The organism is Chromobacterium vaccinii, assembly GCF_000971335.1.
GTDB classification, from domain to species: Bacteria; Pseudomonadota; Gammaproteobacteria; order Burkholderiales; family Chromobacteriaceae; genus Chromobacterium; species Chromobacterium vaccinii.
On sequence record NZ_JZJL01000012.1, the window covers coordinates 21,571 to 43,644 of the forward strand.

A 22,074-nucleotide genomic window follows, 5' to 3' on the forward strand; every position below is an offset into this window, starting at 1 on the left:
GCCGTCTTCTGGCCGAGTTCAGCCGTAGATGTCCAACTGGCTGATCATGCCGGCCTGGCCATCCTCCTTGACGAATACGCCGGCGCGCCGCATCTGCGCCTGCGGGTCGGCGTCGCTTGAATTGGCGCGCATCGTCAGCGGCGCGTCCACGCTGGGCAGCAGGATGGCGCCGATGCCGGCATCTTTCAGCGAACTCAGCTGATCCTTGCCGTCGCTGCCGCGGCCGGCCCAGATCTTGAGCTGGGCGAAGGCGGGATCGCTTTCGTCGATCACGCCGTCGTGGTTGCTGTCCAGCTTGGCCAGGTCGGCGAAGCCATTGCCGGACTGAGGCCCGAACAGCTCGCTGCCGTCATTGATCTTGCCGTCGCCGTTCTTGTCCAGAGCCAGCCAGCCGCCTTGGCTGGAGAAGGGCAGATTCACCATCTGGCCGTTGTTCTGCAGATCGAAGCTGACGCTGGCGCCATCCAGGCTGCCGGCGGCGCCGCCCAGATTGACCATCAGCGGATCGCAGCTTTTCTTGCCGCCGGACTGGTAGCTCTGGCTGCTGTGGTATTGGTAGCTGCTCTGCATCTGCATGTTCAGCGAGAATTGCAGCTGCCTGCCGTCCTGGGTGGTGATCTGGCCGTTGGCGGTGAAGCTCAGCTGCTGCTGTTGCTGGTAGTCGATGTCCTGCTGCGCGCTGACGGCGGGGTCGGGGATGGTGGAGAGCTGCGAATTCTCCGGCCGGAGCGGGAACAGGCGCAGCAGCTTGAAATGGACGCCGAAAGCCTTTTCCAGTATCGCCTCGATCAGGCTGTAGACCGCGTCCTTGTCGGAGCTCAGCTGGTCCAGCAGGCTGGCCTGCGTCGCCTGGCTGCTCAGCTGCACGTTGTCGGCGGAGCTCGGCTGCGGGGAAGTCACGGAGAGGGTCTGGGTGACGCTGAGGGATTGGCTCTGGCTGACGCTGCTGCCAAGGCTGACGGTGGCGGAGGCGATTTTCATGGCGGCGTCCCTTAAGGTGTACCCCCTCGCTATCGACCCGCCTCCGCCCGACTTGATGCCGCAGTTCCCCGTATTGCCAATGGTTCCGATGCTCGTACCAGTGGTTATAAGTCCTTGCCCGAGCGCCAGATCGACCAGACCAGCCACACGCTGTTGAACAGCGCCAGCATGAAGCCGAAGAAGCCGAAGAAGGGCAGGCCGAACAGCTTGGGACCGGCGTTGACGGTCATCACGATCGACGAGCCTATGATCAGGCAGCCGGTGACGATGCCCATGGTCAGCCGGTTGCTGCTGCGGTCCAGCTGCTTGCCGAAGCTGTCCAGCCGCTGCAGGTCCAGGTTGACGCGGAACTTGCCGTGGCGCATGTCGCGGCCGATGCGGACCAGGTCGCGCGGCAGGCCGGCTATCATCTCCAGCCCTTCGGACAGCGACTGGCGGCCGCGTTTGAGCAGCGCCGCCGGGTGGTAGCGGGCGACGATCAGCTCCTTGACGAAGGGGGTGATGTGGGCGACCAGCTGGAATTCCGGGTTCAGCTGCCGGCCCAGGCCCTCCAGCGTCACCAGCGCCTTGAACAGCATCGCCATGTCCGGCGGCAGCACGATGCCGTGATTGCGGATCAGCGCCATGATGTCGCCGATCAATTGGCTGATGTTCAGCCCCTTCAGCGGCACGTGTTCGTACTGGAACATGAATTCGCCGACCTCGTCGGCGAATTTCGGCATGTCCACCGGGGTGTTGCCGGTCCACTCGACCAGCACGTCGATGATGCCGTGCTCGTTGTGCTCGGCCACCGCCGACAGCAGGTCGACGATTTCGTCGCGCCGCACGTGGCTGATGCGGCCGACCATGCCGAAATCGATGAAGGCGATGCGATGCTCGGCCAGGAAGAACACGTTGCCGGGGTGGGGGTCGGCGTGGAAGAAGCCGTTGACCAGGATCATCTTCAATACCGCGTCGGCGCCGCGCTGGGCCAGCAGCACCGGGTCCAGGCCGCTGCCGCGCAGTCGGGCGAGATCGCTGGCCGGCACGCCGTCGACGTAGCTCTGCACGTTGACCGCGGCATTGGTGTATTCCCAATGCACCCTCGGCACTTCGACGAAGGGGTCGTCGATGAAGTCCCGGGCGAAGCGCTCCATATTGCGCGCCTCGATCGCCAGGTCCAGCTCGCGGCGCAGCGAGCGCGAGAACTGGGCGACGATGCCGGACGGCTGGTAGCGGCGCAGCTCGGGAAACTCCAGCTCCAGAAGGTGGGCCAGATGGGCGAGGATGCGCAGGTCGGCCTCCACCTTGTCGGCGATGCCGGGCCGGCGCAGCTTCACCGCCACCTCGCTGCCGTCCTGCAGGCGCGCCCGGTGGACTTGGGCGATGGACGCGGCCCCTATCGGTTGCATGTCGAATTCGGCGAATAGCTGGTCGGCCTCGGCGCCCAGCGCGTCGACTATCAGCTTGCGCACCATGGCCGGCGGCAGCGGCGGCACCCGGTTCTGCAGCTTCTCGAATTCGTCTATCCAGTCAGGGGGGAACACGTCCACGCGGGTGGACAGGATCTGGCCCAGCTTGATGAAAGTGGGGCCCAGCTCCTCGAACGCCAGCCTCACCCTAACCGCCGTCGGCTGGCCGGATTCGTTCTCCGGCAGCGACAGGTTCAGCCATTCTCCGGCCTTTTCCATCGCGCGCGGCAACTTCAGCCGCTGAGCGAACTCTCCCAGTCCATGACGGATCAAAATTCCGCTGATTTCTCTTAACCGCGGTAAGTCCCGCATTGCAATCAAGGTTTCCCGAATCATGTGCTTTTCGCCGTCCCGCTTGGCTTTACACTACCGGTCCCGTCCGATAGAGTGCGGCCTATGAAATTGCAACTCCGCTTATCAGCGCTGGCGCTGGCGGGCTTCATGGTTTTTGCCCAGGCCGCGCCAGACAAGGCCCCGACCGAGGGGAAGGCCGCCGCCGACAGTTCGGCGACGGACAAATCGGACGATCCCATCTCCAAGTACGCCGCTCCGCAAGAGGATGCGGTGGGCGACTTGCTTTTGCAAGCGATGAGCCTCTTGGGCGTCGCCTATCGCTTCGGTGGCAACACGCCGGACGACGGCCTGGACTGCAGCGGCTTCATTCGTTACGTGTTCCAGAAATCGCTGCGGGTGAACCTGCCGCGCACCGCGGCCGAAATGGCCCGGGTGGGCAAGTCGGTCGGTCGCGGCGAACTGATGCCGGGCGACCTGGTGTTCTTCAACACCCTGGGCCGCAATTACTCCCATGTCGGCATCTACATGGGCAACAACAAATTCATCCACGCGCCGCGAACCGGCAAGAACATCGAGGTGTCGAACCTGTCGCAGAGCTACTGGACCGCGCGTTACAATGGCGCGCGCAGGGTCAATCGTAGCACCGCCTTGCAGGCCGCCGATACTTCCGATGACGTCAGCGTGAAAAGCGCGGCGAAATCGTCCGCGGCGCCGGAAGCGTCGAAGTGCCGCAAAGGCAGGAAATGCAAGGCGGCGGCCGAGCCCAAAGGCAAGAAGGGCGCCAAGGCGCAAAAGGCGGCGAAATCGGTCGGCAAGAAGAAAAAGGGCCGGCACTGAGCGGTCCGGCCGAGCGACGATGCCCGCTTTTCGCGGGCATCGTGTTTTCAGGAACAGGAATATGGCATTGAAAATCGAAATACCGGTATGGCGCGACCCGGAGGGCAACGTCGTCGCCTGCGTCGAGAAGCTGAAAGTGATGCGCGAGAACCTGGAGGAAATCGCCCAGATGGCCCAGGACGCGTTCGAGGACGCGGTGCTGATGGGCTGCGAGGAGCGGCAGGTGCGCGACTTCCTGGTGGCGATGATGCAGAGCCTGGACAATCCCTACCGTTCCGAGTGAGAAAACCCGAGATGCCATTTGAAGCCTTTATCGGGCTGCGCTACCTGCGCGCCAAGCGCCGCAACGGATTCATCTCCTTCATTTCCCTGATTTCCATCGTCGGCATCGCCCTCGGCGTGGCGGCGCTGATCATCGTGCTGTCGGTGATGAACGGGTTCCAGAAGGAAATCCGCGGCCGCATCCTCAGCGTGGCCTCCCACCTGGAAGTCAGCGGCTACGACGGCCGCCTCGCCGGCTGGCGCGACGCGCAGGCGATGCTGGTCAAGCAGCCGCATGTGCAGGCGGCGGCGCCCTTCGTCAGCAGCCAGGGCCTGTTCGTCGCCTACGGCAATGTGCGCGGCGGCCTGGTGCGCGGCATCGAGCCCGCGCTGGAAAACAAGGTGGTGGACGTGGGCCGCCACATGGTGTCCGGCAAGCTGGAAGACCTGAAGCCTGGCAGCTTCGGCATGACGCTGGGCGTGGAGCTGGCGCGCCAGCTGGGCGTGGGCGTCGGTGACAAGGTGACGCTGATGACGCCGCAGGGCAATATCACACCGGCCGGGATGGTGCCGCGCTCCAAGCAGTTCACCGTGGTGGGCATCTTCAAGGTGGACATGTTCGAATTCGACGCCTCGCTGGCGATGGTCAATCTGCGCGACGCCCAGGTGCTGGAGCGGATGGGCGATTCCGTCAGCGGCGTGCGGCTGCGGCTGGACGATCCGATGCTGGCACCGCAGCTGAAGGCCGAGCTGCGGCCGCAACTGCCGCAACTGCTGGTCACCGACTGGACCGACACCAACGCCAATTACTTCCGCGCGGTGCAGATCGAGAAGCGGATGATGACCATCATCCTGACGCTGATCGTCGCGGTGGCGGCGTTCAACCTGGTGTCCACGCTGGTGATGGTGGTGACCGACAAGCAGGCCGACATCGCCATTCTGCGCACGCTGGGCGCGTCGCCCGGCAGCATCATGAAGATCTTCGTGATCCAGGGCGCGGTGGCCGGCGTGCTGGGCACGCTGGCCGGGGTGGCCAGCGGAGTGGTGATCGCGCTGAACCTGGACGTGATCGTGCCGGTGATCGAACGCATTATCGGCACCAAGATCCTGTCCAGCGACGTCTACATGATCGACTACCTGCCTTCCGACGTGCAGTGGGGCGACGTGTCCACCATCACCATCATTTCACTGCTGCTGGCCTTGTTCGCCACCCTGTATCCCAGCTGGCGCGCCTCGCGCACCCAACCGGCGGAGGCCCTGCGCTATGAATAAGGTATTGAGCTGCCGCTCGCTCGGCAAACGCTACCAGGAAGGCAAGCTGGCGCTGGACGTGCTGGCCGACGTCAATCTGGAAGTGGGCAAGGGCGAGCACCTGGCCATCGTCGGCGCGTCCGGCTCCGGCAAAAGCACGTTGCTGCATCTGCTGGGCGGGCTGGACACGCCGACCTCCGGCGCGGTGGAGGTGCTGGGCCGCGACCTGTCCACGCTGTCCGAGACCGAGCGCGGCAGGCTGCGCAACGAGTCGATGGGCTTCGTCTACCAGTTCCACCACCTGCTGCCGGAATTCACCGCGCTGGAAAACGTGATGATGCCGTTGCTGATCCGCCGGATGGACAAGGGCGAGGCGGCCCGCCGCGCCGGAGAAATGCTGGAGAAGGTAGGGCTGGGCAAGCGCCTGGAGCACAAGCCGGGCGAGTTGTCCGGCGGCGAGCGCCAACGCGCCGCCATCGCCCGCGCGCTGGTGACGCAGCCTGCCTGCCTGCTGGCCGACGAGCCCACCGGCAATCTGGACGTCCATACCGCCGGCCAGGTGTTCGAGCTGATGCTGGAATTGAACCGCACGCTGGGCACCAGCCTGATCATCGTCACCCATGACCTGGAACTGGCCGGCCGCACCCAGCGGGTGCTGCGGCTGAACGAAGGCCGGCTGGCGGCGTCGGATGCCGTTTCTGCCTGACGGCGGCTTGCCCGCCGCGTTTTGACCAAGGAGTCGGACATTGCTGTTCATCCGCAAGGAAATGAATTTTTTCGCGCTGCTTGACGCGCTGCAGACCAAGAACGGCCTGATCGAGCTGGCGCTGGGCCTGATGTGCGTGATCGCCGCCTATGCGCTGGCCCGCCGGCTGTATCGCTACTGGTTTGCCCACAACCCGGAGCGCTACGACCAGTTCCTGCCTTATACCGGCTTCCGGCTGGTGTTGCCGGTGTCGGCCCAGGTGCTGGTGGTGCTGGCCAGCTTCACCTGGGGCCGGCTGGAGCATGCGCCGATGCTGGTGCTGCACATCCTGAGCGCGCTGCTGTTCTGGCTGGCGGTGATCCGGCTGTGCACGGCGGTGGTGCGCCAAGCCTTCCCGCATAGCCGCTTCGAGCGGCATTCCGAGCACTTTCTGGCCTCGGCCTTGTGGCTGGGCTTCGTCAGCTGGACCATAGGCTTCGACGTGGCGGTGATGGATTGGCTGGAGTCGATCTCCTTCCACGTCGGCAAGACCCGGCTGGATCTGCTGACCATCCTCAACGGCCTGCTGTGGGTGACGGTGATCGTGGTGGTGGCGCTGTGGGCCAGCCGCCTGCTCGAAGCCCGCATCATGAAGCTCAAGCACCTCGATTCCAACTTGCGCATCGTGTTCGCCAAGCTGACCCGCACCGGTCTGGTGGTGGCCGCGGTGCTGATCGCGCTGCCGGTGGTGGGCATCGATCTGACCGTGTTGTCGGTGTTCGGCGGCGCGGTGGGTATCGGTCTGGGTTTCGGTTTGCAGAAGATCGCCAGCAATTTCGTGTCCGGCTTCATCATCCTGCTCGACCATTCGATCCGCATCGGCGACCGGCTGATGGTGGAAAACCGCGTCGGCTACGTGACCAAGATGACCTCGCGCTACGTGGTGTTGAAGGGCGCCGACGGCACCGAGGCGCTGATCCCGAACGACGCGCTGATCTCAAACACCGTGATCAACCAGTCGTACTCCGACCGCAATATGTGGACCAGCCTGCCGGTGCAGGTGGCCTACGGCACGGATCTGGACCTGGCGCTCAGCCTGCTCAAGCAGGCGTCGGACCATCCGCGCGTGCTGAAGAATCCGGGCGCCAACGCCTTCGTCACCCTGTTCGCCGACAGCGGCATCAATCTGGAGCTGGGTTTCTGGGTGGCGGATCCGGAAAACGGCTTCATGGGCCTGAAATCGGACATCAACCTGGCCATCTGGCGGCTGTTCAAGCAGCACAATATCGAAATCCCCTTCCCGCAGCGGGAAGTGCGCATCGTTGGCGACCAGCCGGCGCAGCAGGGCTGAGGAGGCATCATGAGCGCGAAACGACTGGCCATCATCGACGACGACGAGGCGGTGCGGCAGTCGCTGCTGTGGCTGCTGGACGGCCAGGGCTACCGCGCCGACGGCTTCGACAGCGGCGAGGCCTTCCTGGCCGCCGGCAACGGCCATGACTACAACGGCATCGTGCTGGACCTGCGCCTGTCCGGCATCAGCGGCATCGTGCTGCTGGAGAAGCTGGCGTTGTGGCCGTACTGCCCGCCGGTGATCATGCTGACCGCGCACGGCGACGTGCCGCACGCGGTGGCGGCGCTGAAGCTGGGCGCGCTCGATTTCATCGAGAAGCCGTTCGACGACGTGCGCCTGCTTGAGCGCGCGGCGGCGGCGGTGGAGCTGGACGAGCAGAACCGCCAGCGCCACGGCTTGCAGCGCAAGGTGTCGGCGGCGCTGGCGCTGCTGACCGAGCGCGAGCGCGAGGTGATGCAGCTGATCCTGGCCGGCAAGCTGAACAAGCAGATCGCCGAGGAGCTCAGCATCAGCATGAAGACAGTGGAGGTCCACCGTTCGCGGGTGTTCGAGAAGATGGGCGTGAAATCGGCAGTGGAGCTGGCCGGCATGCTGGCCGCGCCCGGGGCCCAGGGAGGCAAGCTTTAAATGGGCAGCAAGCAGCCGGTGTCGGTGCTGGTGGTGATACACAGCCGCGATGGACGGGCCTTGCTGATGGAGCGGGCCGACAAGCCGGGCTACTGGCAGTCGGTGACCGGCAGCCGCGAGGGCGGCGAAGACCTGATCGACACCGCCCGCCGCGAAGTGGCGGAGGAAACCGGCCTGGACGCGTCCCGTTTCGAACTGAGCGACTGGCATCTGGTCAATCGCTACGAAATCTACCAGCACTGGCGCCATCGCTACCCGGAAGGCGTCACCCACAACGACGAGCATGTATTCGGCCTGCTGCTGCCCGAGCCCTGCGAGGTGGCGCTGGCGCCGCGCGAGCATCTGGGCTACCGCTGGCTGCCGTGGGATGAGGCCGCCGAGCTGGCGTTCTCGCCATCCAACGCCGAGGCGCTGCGCATGCTGCCGAAGAAGCTGGGGCTGGAGAGCTGAGCCGATTGCCCCTCCGTCCATCTCCTTCCACCCGCTTCGGCGGGTTTTCTTTTTTATGCCTTGTGAATATGGCTTTTCTTGATGCTTTTGGCATGAAAGAATGATTTCAAAATTAAATGCATATTCTGGAATGATCCAAATGATGGAGGCTGGCGATGCAGGAACGCGAAGAGGAAAGAAGTTCAAAGCGCGAATTGGAGCTTTCCGAGAGACTGGCAGTTCTCGAGGCGCAGTTTAAGGTAGGACGGGAGCGCGCTGCTGAAGTGGAAAACGCGAGAACGATGCGCTTGGACATCGTGCAGGATTTGATTCGGTCGATGTGGAGGGCCCTGCTGCTGATAGTTTTGCTATGCGCCGCTGCTCATTATGGATTGGCGTTTTTCCAGTTGCGAATTGAGCGCGAGGCGAAAGCGGAGTCGAGAGCTGCGTCAGAGCAGGCTGCCAACAACGCTCGGGACGCGAAGACTGCTGGCGTGGCGGGAAGCATGGAGCCGCAGATTGCGGGAAAGGACGGTTTGATCTTGCTGCGTCTGGCAGTGGAGTCTTATCCGGAGGGAGGCGGGGCACCGAAGAAGGGCGCGATTCCGCTTTCCGGGTTGGTTTCCTTGATCGATAAATTCGCCGCGGCAGGCGCGATCATGGCGAAGGATGCCTCGGCATTGAAGTCGGAGTTATTGACGCATGCTGTGGAAGGGGGGAAGGAAATCATGGTCGAAGCGGCGAAAAAGCTGATCGACAAGTTTTTGGATGATAAGAAGGACGAGCCCCTTGTCAAAGGCGCCGCTGGCCAGCTCATGGTGCAAGTCAACCAATTTTGCGGCGGCGCATCGACTAAATCGCATCCCAAGCCTGCGCCGCCGACTCCCAAACCGCGCGATTTGTGCGGCAAGTGAGGAGACGGCAAGCGCAGAGCCTGCTAAACGTGCCCTAGTCTGCAACTGCGCCGGGCTCGGGCAGTTGTTCGATGCGGCCCAGCAGGAAGACGAAGGCCAGGATGCCGATCACCAGCATGAAGCCGGCCACCATGAAGGCGTTGGCGAAGGAGTGGGTGGCGCCGACAATGAAGCCGGTGACGATGGGAGCGACCGCGCCCATCATGTTGTTGGCGAAATTCATGATGCCGCCGACGGTGCCGGTGCCGCCGCGCGGCGCGATCAAGGACGGCAGCGACCAGCCCACCGGGGCGGCGGCGGCCAGGCCGCTGAGCGCGATGGTGATCCAGATGATGGCGATGTAGGGATCGGTGGTCGTGGTGGCGCCGAACACCGCCATGCCCATGGCCATCCCGCACAGCAGGACCGTCTTGCGCACGCGGGTTTCATCGTGGCCGCGGGCGATCAGCTTGTCGATCAGCCAGCCGCCGACAAACAGGTCGGACAGAGTGGCGAACATCCACGGAATGGCGGAAAACCACGCAGATTTCAGGATGTCCATGTGCATCGCCTGCACCAGGTAGCCGGGCAGCCAGGTCAAAAACAGGTAGAACACGTAGCCGTAGGCGGCGAAGCCGATGGACAGGCCCCACACCTTGCGCTGGCGCAGCAGGTAGCCCAGCATCGCCATCGAGCTTTGCTGGCTGACGCCTTCCTCGGCCGCGCCGCCCTGGACGATGTATTGGCGCTCGGCTTCGCTCAGGTTTTTGTCGGCGCTGGGGTCGCGGTAGATCAGATAGAAGGCGATGAAGTACAGCACGCTCAGGATGGCGGACACGCCGAAGCCCCAGCGCCAGCCCAGGTGCACCACTGCCAAGGCGACCATCGGCACGCCGATCACATTGGAGAACTTGGCGGCGGCGTCGAAGATGGCGGTGGCCATCGCCCGCTCGCGGCGGGGAAACCAGTAGCCGGTGGCCTTGGAGCTGACCGGGAAGCCCGGCGCTTCGGCGACGCCCAGCAGCATGCGGGCGGCGAAGATGCCGGCGAAGCCGCCGGCGCAGGCGGTGAGAGTGGCGGCCACGCCCCATAGCAGCGCGCCCAGGCGGCCGATGCGGGTGGTGCCGAAGCGGTCCAGAATCACGCCGGTGGGAATCTGCAGCAGCGCGTAGCTCCAGAAGAAGGCGCTGAACAACAGGCCCAGCTCGCCGTTGCTGAGGCCGAACTCCTGCTGCAACTGCGGCGCGGCCACCGACAGGCTGATGCGGTCGAAGTAATTGACCAGGATGCCGATGCCCAGCAGCCAGCCTATGCGCCAGCGGCGGGCGGGAACCTTGAATTGTTGCGGGGACGGGGCGTTCATTGTTGTTCTCCTCTTTGATACTGCCTTTGCGTTGAAACGGTTGGGTTCAGTCCAGCTCCGCCAGGATGCGCCGCAGCAGCGCGTCTGGCGGCAGGGCGACGTCGCAGGGAATCGCGGCTTCGTCGGCGCCGGGGGCCTCCAGATCGCGGAACTGGCTGTCCAGCAAGCTTTCCGGCATGAAGTGGCCGCTGCGCTCGCGCATGCGCTCGGCGATCAGCGCCTTGTCGCCGAACAAATGGACGAAGCGCAGGCCAGGATCGCCGCCGCGCAGCACGTCGCGGTAGCGGCGCTTGAGCGCCGAGCAGGCCAGCACCATGGGTTCGCCGCTCTCGCGGCCCTGGCGCAGCTTGCCTGCCAAATTGGCCAGCCAGCCGGCGCGGTCGTCGTCGTTCAGCGGAATGCCTTCTCGCATCCGCGCGATGTTCTCGGGAGGGTGGAAGCTGTCGCCTTCGATGAAGCTGGCGCCGATCGCCTCGGCCAGCAGGCGGCCCACGCTGCTTTTGCCGCAGCCGGCCACGCCCATCACCACGATATTGCCGTTTTTCATGTTAGCGCTAACATTTCATGTGGAAGGATAGCCGGAACAGGGCCGGCTGAATGACACTGATGTTAGCGCTAACAAAAAGTTCACAACAAGCAGTTGGATCAAGTTTTGCGTTTTGTCCGCGCGGCGCTGTAGTGGGATAGCAACATCGAGGCCTGAGGCTGAAAGCCGCGCGGGCGGGGGATTTCAGCTGCTGCGGCGCAGCATCAGCTGGAAGCCCAGGTCGGCGCGGCGCGATTCCGGCTCCTCGCCGTCGATCAGCTTCAGCAAGGCCTGGGCGGCATGGACGCCGATGTCGCGGCGCGGCGTAGCCACCGTGGTCAGCGTGGGCGTGCACCAGGCCGACGGCTGCAGGTCGTTGAAGCCTGCGATGGCCAGCCTCTCCGGCACATCCAGCCCCAGCTGCTGGCTGCGCGACAGCGCGCCGATCGCCAGGTCGTCGTTGCAGCAGAACAGCGCGTCGCAGTCCGGACGCTGCGCCAGCGCCGCGTCCAGCATGTCGGCGCCCATCTGCATGCTGGAGGGCTGAGGGTCCAGCCATTCCAGTCCGGCGTCGCGGCAACCGGCCGCGTCCAGCGCCGCGCGGTAGCCTTCCAGGCGTTTCATCACCCGTTCGTCCAGCTGGGCGCCGAGAAAGCCGATGCGGCGCTTGCCGCGCGACAGCAGGTGGCGGGTGATGGCGGCACCGGCCTCCTCCTGCGAAAAGCCGACGCAACAGCGGCCGTCGTCGGCGAGATCCATCATGTAGACCGCCGGCAGCGCGTGTTGGCAAAGAATGCGCTCGAATGGCTCGGCGTGGCTGAGGCCGGTGATCAGCACGCCGTCGGGCCGGTGCTGCAGATAGGCGCGCAGCAGCTGCAGTTCCTGGCCGGCGTCGTAATGGCTGTTGCCGATCAGCATCTGGTAGCCGGCGGCGTCCAGCACCGTTTCGATGCCGGCCAGCGTCTCCAGGAACACGGTGTTGGCCAGCGAGGGGATCAGCACCAGCACCGTCCTCGATCTCGCCGAGGCCAGCGTGCTGGCGGAGCGGCTGGGCACATAGGCTAGCGCGTCGACCGCCTGCATCACTTTTTCGCGCAGCGCTTCGGAAACCTGCTGCGGTTGATTCAGCACCCGGGACACGGTGATGGCGCTGACGCCGGCCGCCTTGGCCACGTCGTGCATGGTGACGCCGCTGCCGGAGCGGACGCGCGGTTTTCTGGGCATGGGTTTCTCGAAATGGATTGGCAATACTGTTGTCATTGTATCGCGGCGGGAGCGCTTGCCGAGCGATGAGGCCTGCTTGTAATGTGGTGATTTTTCCCGGGAGCCCATCATGTACCAGCCCAGCCATTTCGTCGAGGCCGATCCAGCCGTTTTGTTGAGCCTGATTCGCGCCCGGCCGCTGGCCACCGTGGCGATCAACGGCGAGGACGGCCCGCTGGCCAACCACCTGCCGCTGCTGGCGGTGGAGGAGGGCGGCGCGTTGAGGCTGAGAGGCCACGTGGCGCGGGCCAATCCCTTGTGGCGGCTGCTGGAGGCGGAGCCGCAAGCGCTGGCTGTGTTCCAGGGCGACGACGCCTACATCACCCCGTCGTGGTACCCGGCCAAGGCCGAGCACGGCAAGGTGGTGCCCACCTGGAACTATATGGTGGCGCACGCCAGGGGGCGGCTGCGGGCGGTGGACGATCCACAATGGCTGCGGCGACTGCTGGAAGAATTGACCGTCCGGCGCGAGGCGGCTTTCCCCTTGCCCTGGCAAGTGACCGACGCGCCAGCCGACTATCTGGACAAGATGCTGCGCGCCATCGTCGGCATAGAGTTGACGGTGAGCCGGCTGGACGGCAAGTACAAGCTCAGCCAGAACCAGGACGAAGCGACCCGGCTGAGCGTGCGCGCGGGCCTGGCGGGCAGCGGCGATGAGCGCGCCAGGGCGCTGGCCGGCGAGATGCCCAGCTAAGCGGAGTCTCGATCGCGCGCGGCCTGCGCCGGCGCGCTGCGAGATGGCGCCTGCGGCCTTAGTGGCGGAAGCGGGCGAGCAGTTCGGCCAGTTCCGGCGGCGCGGCCTCGCCGTCCTGCCTAAGCCGCAGCAGGAAGCTATCCAAGAAGCCGGATAGCAGCGCGGACGAGGTGACGGTGGCGCCGATGCGGGCATGGTCCCATTCCACCACCACGCCTTGCAGGTAGGCGGTCAGACGATTGCTGTCCTGCTGGAACGAGTGGTACAGGCTGATGGCCGGCGCGCCGCCCAACTGGTAAAAGGCCTGCAGCGTCGACTTGTCCAGCCGGCAGCGGCTGAGGATGTCGCGGCTGTCGAATTCCACGAACAAGGGCTGAACCACCTGGTTGCGGCGGGTATTGCTGCTGTATGGCCGGGATACCACGCCTATCGCCGAATTGAGCTGGCCGGCGGGGCGGCCGTTGCTGACCGGATAGCCCAGCAACAGGGTGAAGGCGCTGGCCATCGGATCGGGCAGGGTGCCGTAATCCAGCTCGAAACAGTTCTCCACCGGGTGGCGCGCCAGCCAGTCGGCCGGCAGGTGTATCGCAGCCAGGTCCAGGTGCTGCGGACTGGCGCAACGCAGCTGCAGCAGCGGCCATTGCCGCGAGCCATTGCTGGCCACCACGTTCTGGCCGTGATTGACGCAGGCGGCGGACAGCACGGCTTCGGATGTGACGATGAACTTTTCGCCCCGGTAGCTCAGCAGCAGGCCGCTGCCGAAGCAGGGGCCGGTGCGGCCGGCGCTTTTTTTCGGATGAAAGGCCACTACCATCGGACTCAGAAACTGGTAGATATGCTCCAGACACTGCAGGGGATCATCCAGATCGAACAGAAACTCCATCCCCGGTTCCTCTCGCGACAACGGTTCTTCGCTCAGCATAGTTCAGACTAGGATGATTTGAATGCCTGTTTGTCTTCCCGCCGCGGCAGGGGGCAAGGCGAATGCTATACCTGTAAGGAACGAATCCAAACGAAACGGATGGCATGCCGTCCGTTTCGGCGTAAGTTCGACAAGACTCCGCCGGCAACGCGGCGCGGAGGACGACAGACCCGGCCGGCGCCGGGCTCAGGGGGCTCTCTATGGCAAGCAACGCGCGGACCAGATTCATTCTGCTGGCGGTGCCCTGTTACGCGCTGTTCGCGCTGGCCTGGATCTTTTTCTCCGACCAATTGCTGGCCGGACTGGATATTTCCCGAGTGGTTTCCCTTTCCATAGCCAAGGGCATTTTCTTCGTTCTGGTGACCTCGGTTCTGCTGTTGATGGCATTGCGGGCGGTGCCGTCCGGCGATAACGGCATGCAACTGTTTTGGCTGGGTAGTCTGGCCAATGGCGTGCGGTCGGAGCGTTGGACCAACTGGCTTGCCTACCCGGTGGTGCTGGCGTTGCTGGGCGGCGCGCTGGCGTTGCGGCAGTTCCTGATGGGGCCGGATCTGAGCGAACATCCGATGTTGATCCTGTTCATGCTTCCCATCATCCTGGGGGCTTGCATGGGGGGACTTGGCCCCGGCTTGCTGGCCACCGTGCTGGCGGTGCTGGCCGTCGACCTAGTGGCCGAGCCCCATCTGCATGCCGCGCAAACACCATGGCACAGCAAGCTGCAGCTGTTGTTTCTGACCTTGAATGGCTTGGCGGTGAGCCTGCTCAGCGAACTGCTGCGCTTGGCGCTGGAGCGCGGCGTCATGCACCGGGCGCTGCTGGACGCCGTGGTGACCAGCACCTCCGACGCGGTGTTCGTCAAGGACGTGCAGGGGCGCTACCTGCTGGTCAATCACGCGGCGCTGGCCTTCGTCGGCAAGTCCAACCGCGAGGTGATAGGCAAGGACGATTGGGAGCTGTTCGACGAGGAAACCGCGAAGGAGTTGATCGTTCAGGATCGGCTGATCATGCAAAGCGGCCGGGTGCAGACCCACGAGGAGTGCCTGGTGCTGCAAAATGGCGAGCGGATGGTGTTTCTGGTGACCAAGGGGCCGGTCTACAACAGCGCGGGGCAACTGGGTGGATTATTCGGCATCTCGCGCGATGTCACCCGGCAAAAGCAGGCCGAACAGCTATTGCGCGACAGCGAATCCATGTTGCAGCAGGCGCAGCAGCTGGCCGGCATAGGCAGCTGGAGCTGGGATTTGGCTGAAGACCGGCATTACTGGTCGCCTGAGGCCTATCGCCTGTTCGGCCTGGCCGAACGTTTCGGGCCGCCCGGCTATCCGGCGATGCGGCGATTTTTCAGCGACGAGGGCTGGGAGCAGCTGTCGGAGGCGATAGAACGCTGCAAGCTGGTGGGCATGGGCTACGAGTGCGATGTGGAATTGCTGCGCGCGGATGGCGAAAGCCGCTGGCTGACGATGCGGGGAGAGGCGCGGCGCGGCGAGGAGGGCGTCATCACCGGGCTTTACGGCACCATGCAGGACATCACCGAGCGCAAGCAGATGGCCATGCAGGTCAAGGCCAGCGAATCCCGGCTGCAATTGGTGGCCGAGGCTACCAGCGATGGATTCTGGGATTGGGATTTGCGCAGCGGCAAGGTGTACCGCTCGCCCCGTTACTACGAGGTGACCGGCGCCCAGCCGGAGGAGGACAGCGGAGACTTCCGTTTCTTTCGCCGGATGGTGCATCCGGCCGACCTGCCTTATGTGTTGCAGGCGATAGAGGCGCATCGCCGAGGCAAGAGCCCGAAGATAGAAATCGATTTCCGGCTGGCCAAGCAGGACGAGGGCGTGCGCTGGCTTCAGGTGCGGGGCCGCGCGGTGGAGTGGGACGAGCGCGGCGGCGCGGTGAGATTGGTCGGCAATCTGTCCGACATCACCGAGCGCAAGCGCGCCGACGAAGATCTCCGGCTGGTGCTGAACGAAGCCGGCGACGCGATCTGGGTCACCGACGTGGATGGCTACTTCATCTTCGCCAACCCCGCCGCCTGCCGCCTGACCGGGCATAGCCTGGACGAGTTGCGCGAAATGCACATCCACGACTTGGTGGCCCCGGAGTTCCTGGGTCTTTTGGCCGAGCATCTGGCCAAGATCAATAACGGCCCCTTCCTGCGCTCCGAATGGAAGCTGAGGCTGAAGAAGGGCGGCGGGGTCAACGTGGATCTGACCTCAGGCAGGATGAAAGACGGCCGTTACATCGCCTTCGGCCGCGACCTGACCGAGCAGCATCGCGCCGAGCAGGAACTGCGCGACCGCGAGCGCCAGCTGGCGCGGGTGATCGCCGGCTCCGACCAGGGCTTCTGGGACTGGAACCTGAAAACCAACCGCTTCCAGATCAGTCCGCGTTGGGAAAGCATGCTGGGCTATGGCCCCGGCGAGATGCACATCACCGCGGACAACTGGTACGAGCATCTGCACCCGGACGACGTGGCCCAAACCCGGGATTCCATCCAGCGCAATCTGCGCGGCGAATTGAGCAGCCATGAGGTGGAAGTGCGTTGCCGGACCCGCGGCGGAGATTGGCGCTGGATACTGTCGCGCGGCCGGGTGGTGGAGCGGGATGACAATGGCGAGCCGCTGATGATGTCCGGCACCCACACCGACATCACCGAGCGCAAGGTGTTCGAGCAGGCGCAGAAGGAAGCCGCCGCGGTGTTCGACAGCAGTTATGAAGGCATCCTGATGGTGAACCCGGACGGCGTGATCACCAAGGTCAACAACGCCTTCTCCCGCATCACCGGCTACAACGCCGAGGAGGCGATCGGGCAGAGGCCCAGCCTGCTGTCTTCCGGCAAGCAGCCTACCAGTTTCTACGAGGAGTTGTGGAGCTCGGTCAAGGGGCACGATTTCTGGCGCGGCGAACTGTGGAACCGCCGCAAGAACGGCGAGCTCTACGCCGAACTGCTGTCGATTTCCGTGGTGCGCGACGAACAAGGGCAGGTGCAGCACTATATCGGCATTTTCTCCGACATCACCCAGCTCAAGCAGCATGAGGCCGAACTGGATCGCGTCGCGCACTATGATCCCTTGACCGGCGTGCCCAACCGCCGTTTGCTGTCCGACCGGCTGCGGCAGGCCATCGTACGGGCCAACCGCAGCGGCAAGTCCTGCGCGGTTTGCTTTCTGGATTTGGACGGCTTCAAGGCGGTCAACGACAAGTACGGCCATGCGGCGGGGGACCAACTGCTGATGACGGTGAGCAACAATCTCAAGGCCATCTTGCGCGGCGACGACACGCTGGCGCGGCTGGGCGGCGACGAGTTCGTGGTGCTGCTGTCGGAAGTGGCATCGCCCGAGGAATGCATGCTGGTGCTGGACCGGGTGCTGGTGACGGTGTCGAGGCCAATGCTGTTGGGCGACGCGGATGTCGGCGTCACCGCCAGCATAGGCGTCAGCCTGTACCCGCAGGACAATGTCGATCCGGATACGCTGCTGCGCCATGCAGATCAGGCGATGTATCTGGCCAAGAATGCCGGCAAGAACCGTTACCAGCTGTTCGATCCGGAAAACGACCGCAAGGCGCAGGAGCACCGCCAGTTCCTGGAGCTGCTGCGCCAGGCGCTGGTCCGCGAGGAGTTCACGCTGTTCTACCAGCCGGTGGTGGATTTGCAGAGCGGCGAGATCATCGGCGTGGAGGCGCTGATCCGTTGGCGCCACCCCAGGCGCGGGCTGTTGGCGCCGGCGGAATTCCTGCCCCACCTGTCCGGCAATGAACTGGAGGCCGCCTTCGGCCTGTGGGTGCTGGATGCCGCTCTCAGCCAGGTTTCACGGTGGGCGGAGGCCGGCTTCCACGTCAAGATCAGCACCAATGTCAGCACCAATTACCTGCTGCGCGCCGATTTCAGCCAGCAATTGTCCACCGTGCTGGGGCGCTATCCCAACGTCCCGCCCTGGCATCTGGAGCTGGAAATCGTGGAGAGCGGGGCCGGCGACGTCGAGCAAACCATACGGGTGTTGCAGCGCTGCCGCGAACTGGGCGTGCATTTCGCGCTGGACGATTTCGGCACCGGCCACGCGTCGCTGACCCACCTGCGCCGCCTGCCGGTGGATGCGCTGAAGATAGACAATAGTTTCGTGCACGACATGATAGACAGTCTGGACGACAGGCGAATCGTCGAGGGCGTGATCGAGCTGGCTTCCATTTTCGCCCGCAAGGCGATCGCCGAAGGCGTGGAGACGATGGAGCACGCCGCGCTGCTGCGCCGGCTTGGCTGCCGCTACGCCCAGGGTTTCGGCATCGCCCGGCCGATGGAGGCCGACAAGGTGATGGACTGGTGCCGCCGGTGGGAGCAGGACGAGACTTGGCAGCAATTGGCGGACGAAGCCTCCTGATCCTGTTTACCATCGTCATCTGTTTGGCTGTCGCTGCCGCCGTTTTCTGCTAGATTGCCGTTTTCAGACACATCGGGCCCGCCGCGAGGCGGGCCTTGTCATGGGAGGCTTCTGGCATGCATGAGCGCGCCAGCGCAGGGCATCCGGTTGAAATAAGGCTCGCCGCCGGCGCGGATGCCGACGCGCTGGCGGCCCTGTATCGCCAGTTGACCGGTGACGCGCGAACGCGAGTGTTGCGGGAGCGGCTGGATGCCTTGGCGGGCGGCGAACGGGCGCAGGTGCTGGTGTGCGAGTGCGGCGGCGAGCTGGCCGGCACCGCCTGGCTCGGTTTTTGCGATGACATCATGTACGGGGAGCAGCCATTCGCCGTGCTGGAGAACCTGGTGGTCGACGCGCGCTGGCGCGGCCGCGGCTTGGGCGCGATGCTGCTGCGGGAGGCCGAGCGGCGCAGTCTGGCGCGCGATTGCTCCAAGATCATGCTGCTCAGCTCGCTTGGCCGGGAGGACGCGCACCGCTTCTTTCTGCGCGCCGGCTTCGGCGGCGACGCCAAGAGGGGATTCGTCAAGTACCGCGGCCAGATGGCGGAATGGATCCGGCCGAGTTGAGAACAATAGCCAAGGAAACAGGATGCGTTTGCAAGAAAGAACAAGACCAGACATCGATGGAGCGGCGAACAGGGTGTCGATCAGACTGGAGCGTCCGGACCAACCTGAGGTGATAGCTTTGATTGATGAGCTGGACGCCTACCAGAAACCCCTGTATCCGCCAGAATGCCATTACGGGGTGGATGTGTCGGCGCTGTTGAAGCCGGATGTGGCCTTCGCCGTGATTCGAGGAGAGGAAGGCGCGGCGCTGGGATGCGGCGCGGTATGGTGCGGAGCGGAGTTCGGCGAGCTCAAGCGGGTATTCGTCAAGCCGGAATGCCGGGGCAAGGGAGCGGCGCGGGCCGTGCTGTCATTCCTGGAGGAGCAGGCGCGCGCCAGGGGCTGCGCGGTGGTGATGCTGGAGACGGGCATCCATCAGCATGAGGCGATCGCTTTGTATCGGCGCGCCGGCTACGATTTCTGCCCGCCTTTCGGCGATTACCGGGAAGACCCGCACAGCCTGTTCATGCGCAAGCCGCTGTGAGTCACGGGGCCTTGCTCAGATGGGCGGCCAGTTGGCGAGCGCTCTGGCGGCACCATTCGTCTATCAGCGGCTTGATCAGGTCCAGTGTCATCGGCTGTTCCTTGGTCTTGTTCTTTTCGTTCTGGCGCAGGTTGACGGTGCCGGCCAGCAGGCCGCCGTCCTGGGCATCCTCCAGTTGCGCCATGCTCGCGATCTTCAGCAAGTAGGGCTCTTTGCCCGTGGCCAGGCGGGCCAGATTGAACACCGCCTTCACCGGCAGCAGATCAATGGCGTTGACGCCCGGCCTGTCCTGGCTCACGCCGGTGACGGCCACCCGCAACCGGGCGACGCCCGTCGCCGGCTGCAGCGCTTCCTCAACGCCGGCGGCTTTCAGTTCCGCCTGCATCCGGTCGTGGAAATAGCCGGCGATCGCGTTTTCGTCTCCCGCCTGCAGCAATTCCCAGCTGCCGTCATCCGCCTGGCGCAGGAACAGCAAGGGTTCCAGCAACACCGAATGATAAGCCTTCAGATCTGCGCCGGGTTTCTGGTACACGCGCTGGCCGGGCACCATCTTGCCGGGCTGGAAGGCGTCAAGCGGCACGGTGAACAGATTGTCGGCGCTGTCGGCCAAGGCCGGCAGGCTGAATCCCAGGATACAGCATAGTGTCAGTGCGGATAGTCTCATTATCGTTTCCTCTGTTTTGGCTTCAGTACGGTGACATGACGCAGACAGGATAGTTCGAAGCGGGGAGCTTGTCGCGCGGGAACAGCCAGGGCCGCTTAGAGCCGCTAACAAAACCTCGCAGAGAACCTGAGCCAAGGCGCGCCGAACGCAGGATCAGGGGTTTTGTTAGCGGGTCTTAACGGGCGAAGTAGGCGTACAGCGCCAACATCAGGATGCAGGCCGCCACCATCAGATTGAGCAGGATTTCCTCCTGCAGCGGTTCGAAATGCAGTTTGTCATGTGCGCTCAGACGGGAGCCGTTGAGCTTGCGCAGCCAGTATTGCAGCAGATTGCGGGGACTGAGGCCGTCCGCGTCGGCATTACCGGGTTTCATGATCGAACGCCTTTTTGTTTGAGAGTGAACGCCGTTGCATTTTACGCCGCTTTTATATGCAGGCAACATCTTTTGATGAATATTTTTCTTTCGTAAATGAATATCCAAATGAAAATTATGCTTTTGTCATTGATTGGTTGGAGGAGGCGGCGCTGTGGAGGGCGGCGGCTGGGCTACACTGACGAAAGTGGCCCGAGCGGAGGCCCGGAGCGCGCGGATGCGTTGCCGGATCGCCGCCGCGCAGGCCGGGAGAGGCGATGAAACCGCGGCTTGTTTGGCTGGTTCTGGCCGCTGCTGCCGCAACTGCGGCCGCGGGGCCTGTGTTGTTCCATTCCTACACGCTCGCAGTGGAGCCGTGGGGCGTGGCCGACAGCGACCGGGGCGTCGGTCCGGATTTCGTCCGTTTCCTGGCGGCGCAGACCGGCGTGCCGATCAAGGCCGAGGTCAGACCCTATCTGCGGGTGATAGACGGCATGCGCAGCGGAGCCAACGCGATCAATCTGGGCATCCCCACCGAAGAGAGGGAGCGTTACGGCATCCCCATCTGCGAAGTGGCGACGCTCAAGGTATCGCTGGTCTATCTGAAGGAGCCGGGGCGCGCGCATCCATCGGCGCGCAGCTTCGCCGGCCTCGCTGTCGGGGAGCTTAGAGGCAGCCACACGCTGGATGCGTTCGACCGCGCGGTGCCGCATGCCAGAGTGCTGCTCGGCGATATGGATCAAGGCGCGAAGATGCTGGCGGCTGGCAGGCTGGACGCCACCGTTTGCGTGCGGCCCGGCTGCGGCAATGTGCTGGATGAGGCGGGCCTGGCCGGAAAGGCTTTGGGAGAATGGCAGCTGGACGTCCAGCCGCTGAGGATTTACGTCTCGAAGTCCAGCGCGCTGGCGCGCGACGCGGACGCGATGGGCAGGTTGAAGCAGGCTTGCGAATCATTGGAAGGCCAGCAGGAGATGCGCCGCCTGCTGGCCCCCTATCATTAGACGCGGCGGGGGCGGGCAAGCCGTCCCCGCCGGGCGTCCATTTCAGACCGACATCGACATCAACAGGCTGCTGATGTCGTTGCTGCCGGCATTCGCCTGATACAGGCTCAATGCGGCCTGCAATTGCTGGGCGCTGGTCGAGTTGGCGGAGCCTGTGGTCCCGGAGGATTGGGCTTGGCTGCCGTTGGCGGCATTCAGCAGGCTTTGCAGGCCGCTGTCGTTTTGTTGCTCGCCGCCGCCATGATGGTGGTGATGGCGGTGCTGTCCGCTGGCTTGCTGGGTGCCGTCGGCCTGCAGGCCTTGCTGCAGCTGCTGGAAATCCTGCTGCGCCTGGCTGAGATTGCCGGACTGCAGGTCCTGGCCCAGCGTGTTCAGCAAGGAGGAGATGGAGCTCCCGGCGCTGCTTGCGCCGCTACTGGTTTGGCTGCCGTTCGCCGCGGCGAACGGATCGCTCGAGCTGGAAGGCGAGGTGGAGGATGCCGCGCTGATGGCGTTGTTCAGCGCGGAACTGAAGTCGCCGCCGCTGTTGCCGCTATTGCCGTTGTTCGAGCCGTTCAACTGCTGCAGCGCGGCTAGCGCCTGCTGCGCGCCGGCGATGTCGCCCTGCTGGACCGACTGGGTCAGATTGCTGAAGTCTTGCCGGCGTTGCTGGTGCAGCGACTGCAGCTGTTGCCAATAGGCGTTCGAGGTATTGGTACTGCTGACGGACATGATGCTTCTCCTTG

The 22,074-nt window shown here is 64.3% G+C and carries 22 protein-coding genes; 13 read left to right on the forward strand and 9 right to left on the reverse strand.

The features are described 5' to 3' along the window. Positions 1-18: 18 nt before the first annotated feature. Complete coding sequence (locus VL52_RS08080) at positions 19-981, reverse strand: SPM autocatalytic domain-containing protein (protein ID WP_046156556.1); 963 nt, start codon at positions 979-981, stop codon at positions 19-21. Between the two features lie 104 nt (positions 982-1,085). Next, on the reverse strand, positions 1,086-2,705 hold the full coding sequence (locus VL52_RS08085; RefSeq protein WP_235429242.1) for an ABC1 kinase family protein: 1,620 nt from the start codon (positions 2,703-2,705) through the stop codon (positions 1,086-1,088). Between the two features lie 123 nt (positions 2,706-2,828). Here VL52_RS08085 and VL52_RS08090 point away from each other — a divergent pair, with 123 nt between their 5' ends. From VL52_RS08090 to VL52_RS08125, 8 genes are all read left to right on the forward strand, one after another. Then, positions 2,829-3,563, forward strand: a complete 735-nt coding sequence (locus tag VL52_RS08090) for a C40 family peptidase (protein WP_046156558.1) — start codon at positions 2,829-2,831, stop codon at positions 3,561-3,563. Positions 3,564-3,624: 61 nt separating this feature from the next. Next, on the forward strand, positions 3,625-3,846 hold the full coding sequence (locus VL52_RS08095) for a hypothetical protein (RefSeq protein ID WP_046156559.1): 222 nt from the start codon (positions 3,625-3,627) through the stop codon (positions 3,844-3,846). Between the two features lie 11 nt (positions 3,847-3,857). After that, positions 3,858-5,096, forward strand: a complete 1,239-nt coding sequence (locus VL52_RS08100; RefSeq protein ID WP_046156560.1) for a lipoprotein-releasing ABC transporter permease subunit — start codon at positions 3,858-3,860, stop codon at positions 5,094-5,096. Next, complete coding sequence (lolD, locus tag VL52_RS08105) at positions 5,089-5,781, forward strand: lipoprotein-releasing ABC transporter ATP-binding protein LolD (RefSeq protein ID WP_046156561.1); 693 nt, start codon at positions 5,089-5,091, stop codon at positions 5,779-5,781. The genes VL52_RS08100 and lolD overlap by 8 nt, the downstream gene beginning before the upstream one ends. Before the next feature lie 40 nt (positions 5,782-5,821). After that, positions 5,822-7,111, forward strand: coding sequence for a mechanosensitive ion channel family protein (locus VL52_RS08110; protein ID WP_052729216.1), 1,290 nt, complete (start codon positions 5,822-5,824; stop codon positions 7,109-7,111). A gap of 9 nt (positions 7,112-7,120) precedes the next feature. Beyond that, positions 7,121-7,741, forward strand: coding sequence for a response regulator transcription factor (locus VL52_RS08115; RefSeq protein ID WP_046156562.1), 621 nt, complete (start codon positions 7,121-7,123; stop codon positions 7,739-7,741). Continuing rightward, complete coding sequence (gene nudB / locus VL52_RS08120; protein ID WP_046156563.1) at positions 7,742-8,191, forward strand: dihydroneopterin triphosphate diphosphatase; 450 nt, start codon at positions 7,742-7,744, stop codon at positions 8,189-8,191. Positions 8,192-8,346: 155 nt separating this feature from the next. Further along, positions 8,347-9,084, forward strand: a complete 738-nt coding sequence (locus tag VL52_RS08125) for a hypothetical protein (protein ID WP_046156564.1) — start codon at positions 8,347-8,349, stop codon at positions 9,082-9,084. A gap of 34 nt (positions 9,085-9,118) precedes the next feature. On the opposite strand, the gene VL52_RS08130 is transcribed toward VL52_RS08125, so the two are convergent. The 3 genes from VL52_RS08130 to gntR form a co-directional block, all read right to left on the reverse strand. Further along, entirely contained in the window at positions 9,119-10,426 is a 1,308-nt protein-coding gene (locus VL52_RS08130) for an MFS transporter (protein ID WP_046156565.1), read from the reverse strand. Positions 10,427-10,472: 46 nt separating this feature from the next. Then, positions 10,473-10,973, reverse strand: coding sequence for a gluconokinase (locus tag VL52_RS08135; RefSeq protein ID WP_046156566.1), 501 nt, complete (start codon positions 10,971-10,973; stop codon positions 10,473-10,475). Between the two features lie 183 nt (positions 10,974-11,156). After that, positions 11,157-12,176, reverse strand: coding sequence for an HTH-type transcriptional regulator GntR (gene gntR / locus VL52_RS08140; protein ID WP_046156567.1), 1,020 nt, complete (start codon positions 12,174-12,176; stop codon positions 11,157-11,159). Positions 12,177-12,285: 109 nt separating this feature from the next. Between gntR and VL52_RS08145 the strand changes: the two genes are divergently transcribed. Continuing rightward, a complete protein-coding gene (locus tag VL52_RS08145) occupies positions 12,286-12,909 on the forward strand; it encodes an FMN-binding negative transcriptional regulator (protein WP_046156568.1) in 624 nt (207 codons plus the stop codon). A gap of 58 nt (positions 12,910-12,967) precedes the next feature. On the opposite strand, the gene VL52_RS08150 is transcribed toward VL52_RS08145, so the two are convergent. Continuing rightward, positions 12,968-13,792: a hypothetical protein gene (locus VL52_RS08150; protein ID WP_046156569.1), complete on the reverse strand. Its 825-nt coding sequence runs from the start codon at positions 13,790-13,792 to the stop codon at positions 12,968-12,970. 239 nt (positions 13,793-14,031) lie between these two features. Here VL52_RS08150 and VL52_RS23215 point away from each other — a divergent pair, with 239 nt between their 5' ends. The 3 genes from VL52_RS23215 (at position 14,032) to VL52_RS08170 (ending at position 19,332) form a co-directional block, all read left to right on the forward strand. Continuing rightward, complete coding sequence (locus tag VL52_RS23215; RefSeq protein ID WP_052729217.1) at positions 14,032-18,204, forward strand: PAS domain S-box protein; 4,173 nt, start codon at positions 14,032-14,034, stop codon at positions 18,202-18,204. Positions 18,205-18,320: 116 nt separating this feature from the next. After that, positions 18,321-18,809, forward strand: a complete 489-nt coding sequence (locus VL52_RS08165; protein WP_046156570.1) for a GNAT family N-acetyltransferase — start codon at positions 18,321-18,323, stop codon at positions 18,807-18,809. A gap of 73 nt (positions 18,810-18,882) precedes the next feature. Then, positions 18,883-19,332: a GNAT family N-acetyltransferase gene (locus tag VL52_RS08170; protein WP_046156571.1), complete on the forward strand. Its 450-nt coding sequence runs from the start codon at positions 18,883-18,885 to the stop codon at positions 19,330-19,332. Position 19,333: 1 nt separating this feature from the next. On the opposite strand, the gene VL52_RS08175 is transcribed toward VL52_RS08170, so the two are convergent. Together VL52_RS08175 and VL52_RS08180 are read right to left on the reverse strand one after the other, a co-directional pair. Further along, complete coding sequence (locus VL52_RS08175) at positions 19,334-19,996, reverse strand: DUF3313 domain-containing protein (RefSeq protein WP_052729218.1); 663 nt, start codon at positions 19,994-19,996, stop codon at positions 19,334-19,336. A gap of 175 nt (positions 19,997-20,171) precedes the next feature. Beyond that, positions 20,172-20,369 carry a hypothetical protein gene (locus tag VL52_RS08180; RefSeq protein ID WP_046156572.1) on the reverse strand — a complete coding sequence of 66 codons (198 nt, stop codon included), beginning with the start codon at positions 20,367-20,369 and terminating at the stop codon, positions 20,172-20,174. 257 nt (positions 20,370-20,626) lie between these two features. On the opposite strand from VL52_RS08180, the gene VL52_RS08185 reads away from it, so the two are divergent. After that, positions 20,627-21,349 carry a substrate-binding periplasmic protein gene (locus VL52_RS08185; RefSeq protein WP_046156573.1) on the forward strand — a complete coding sequence of 241 codons (723 nt, stop codon included), beginning with the start codon at positions 20,627-20,629 and terminating at the stop codon, positions 21,347-21,349. Positions 21,350-21,391: 42 nt separating this feature from the next. On the opposite strand, the gene VL52_RS08190 is transcribed toward VL52_RS08185, so the two are convergent. After that, positions 21,392-22,060: a hypothetical protein gene (locus tag VL52_RS08190; RefSeq protein WP_046156574.1), complete on the reverse strand. Its 669-nt coding sequence runs from the start codon at positions 22,058-22,060 to the stop codon at positions 21,392-21,394. Between the last annotated feature and the right edge of the window lie 14 nt (positions 22,061-22,074).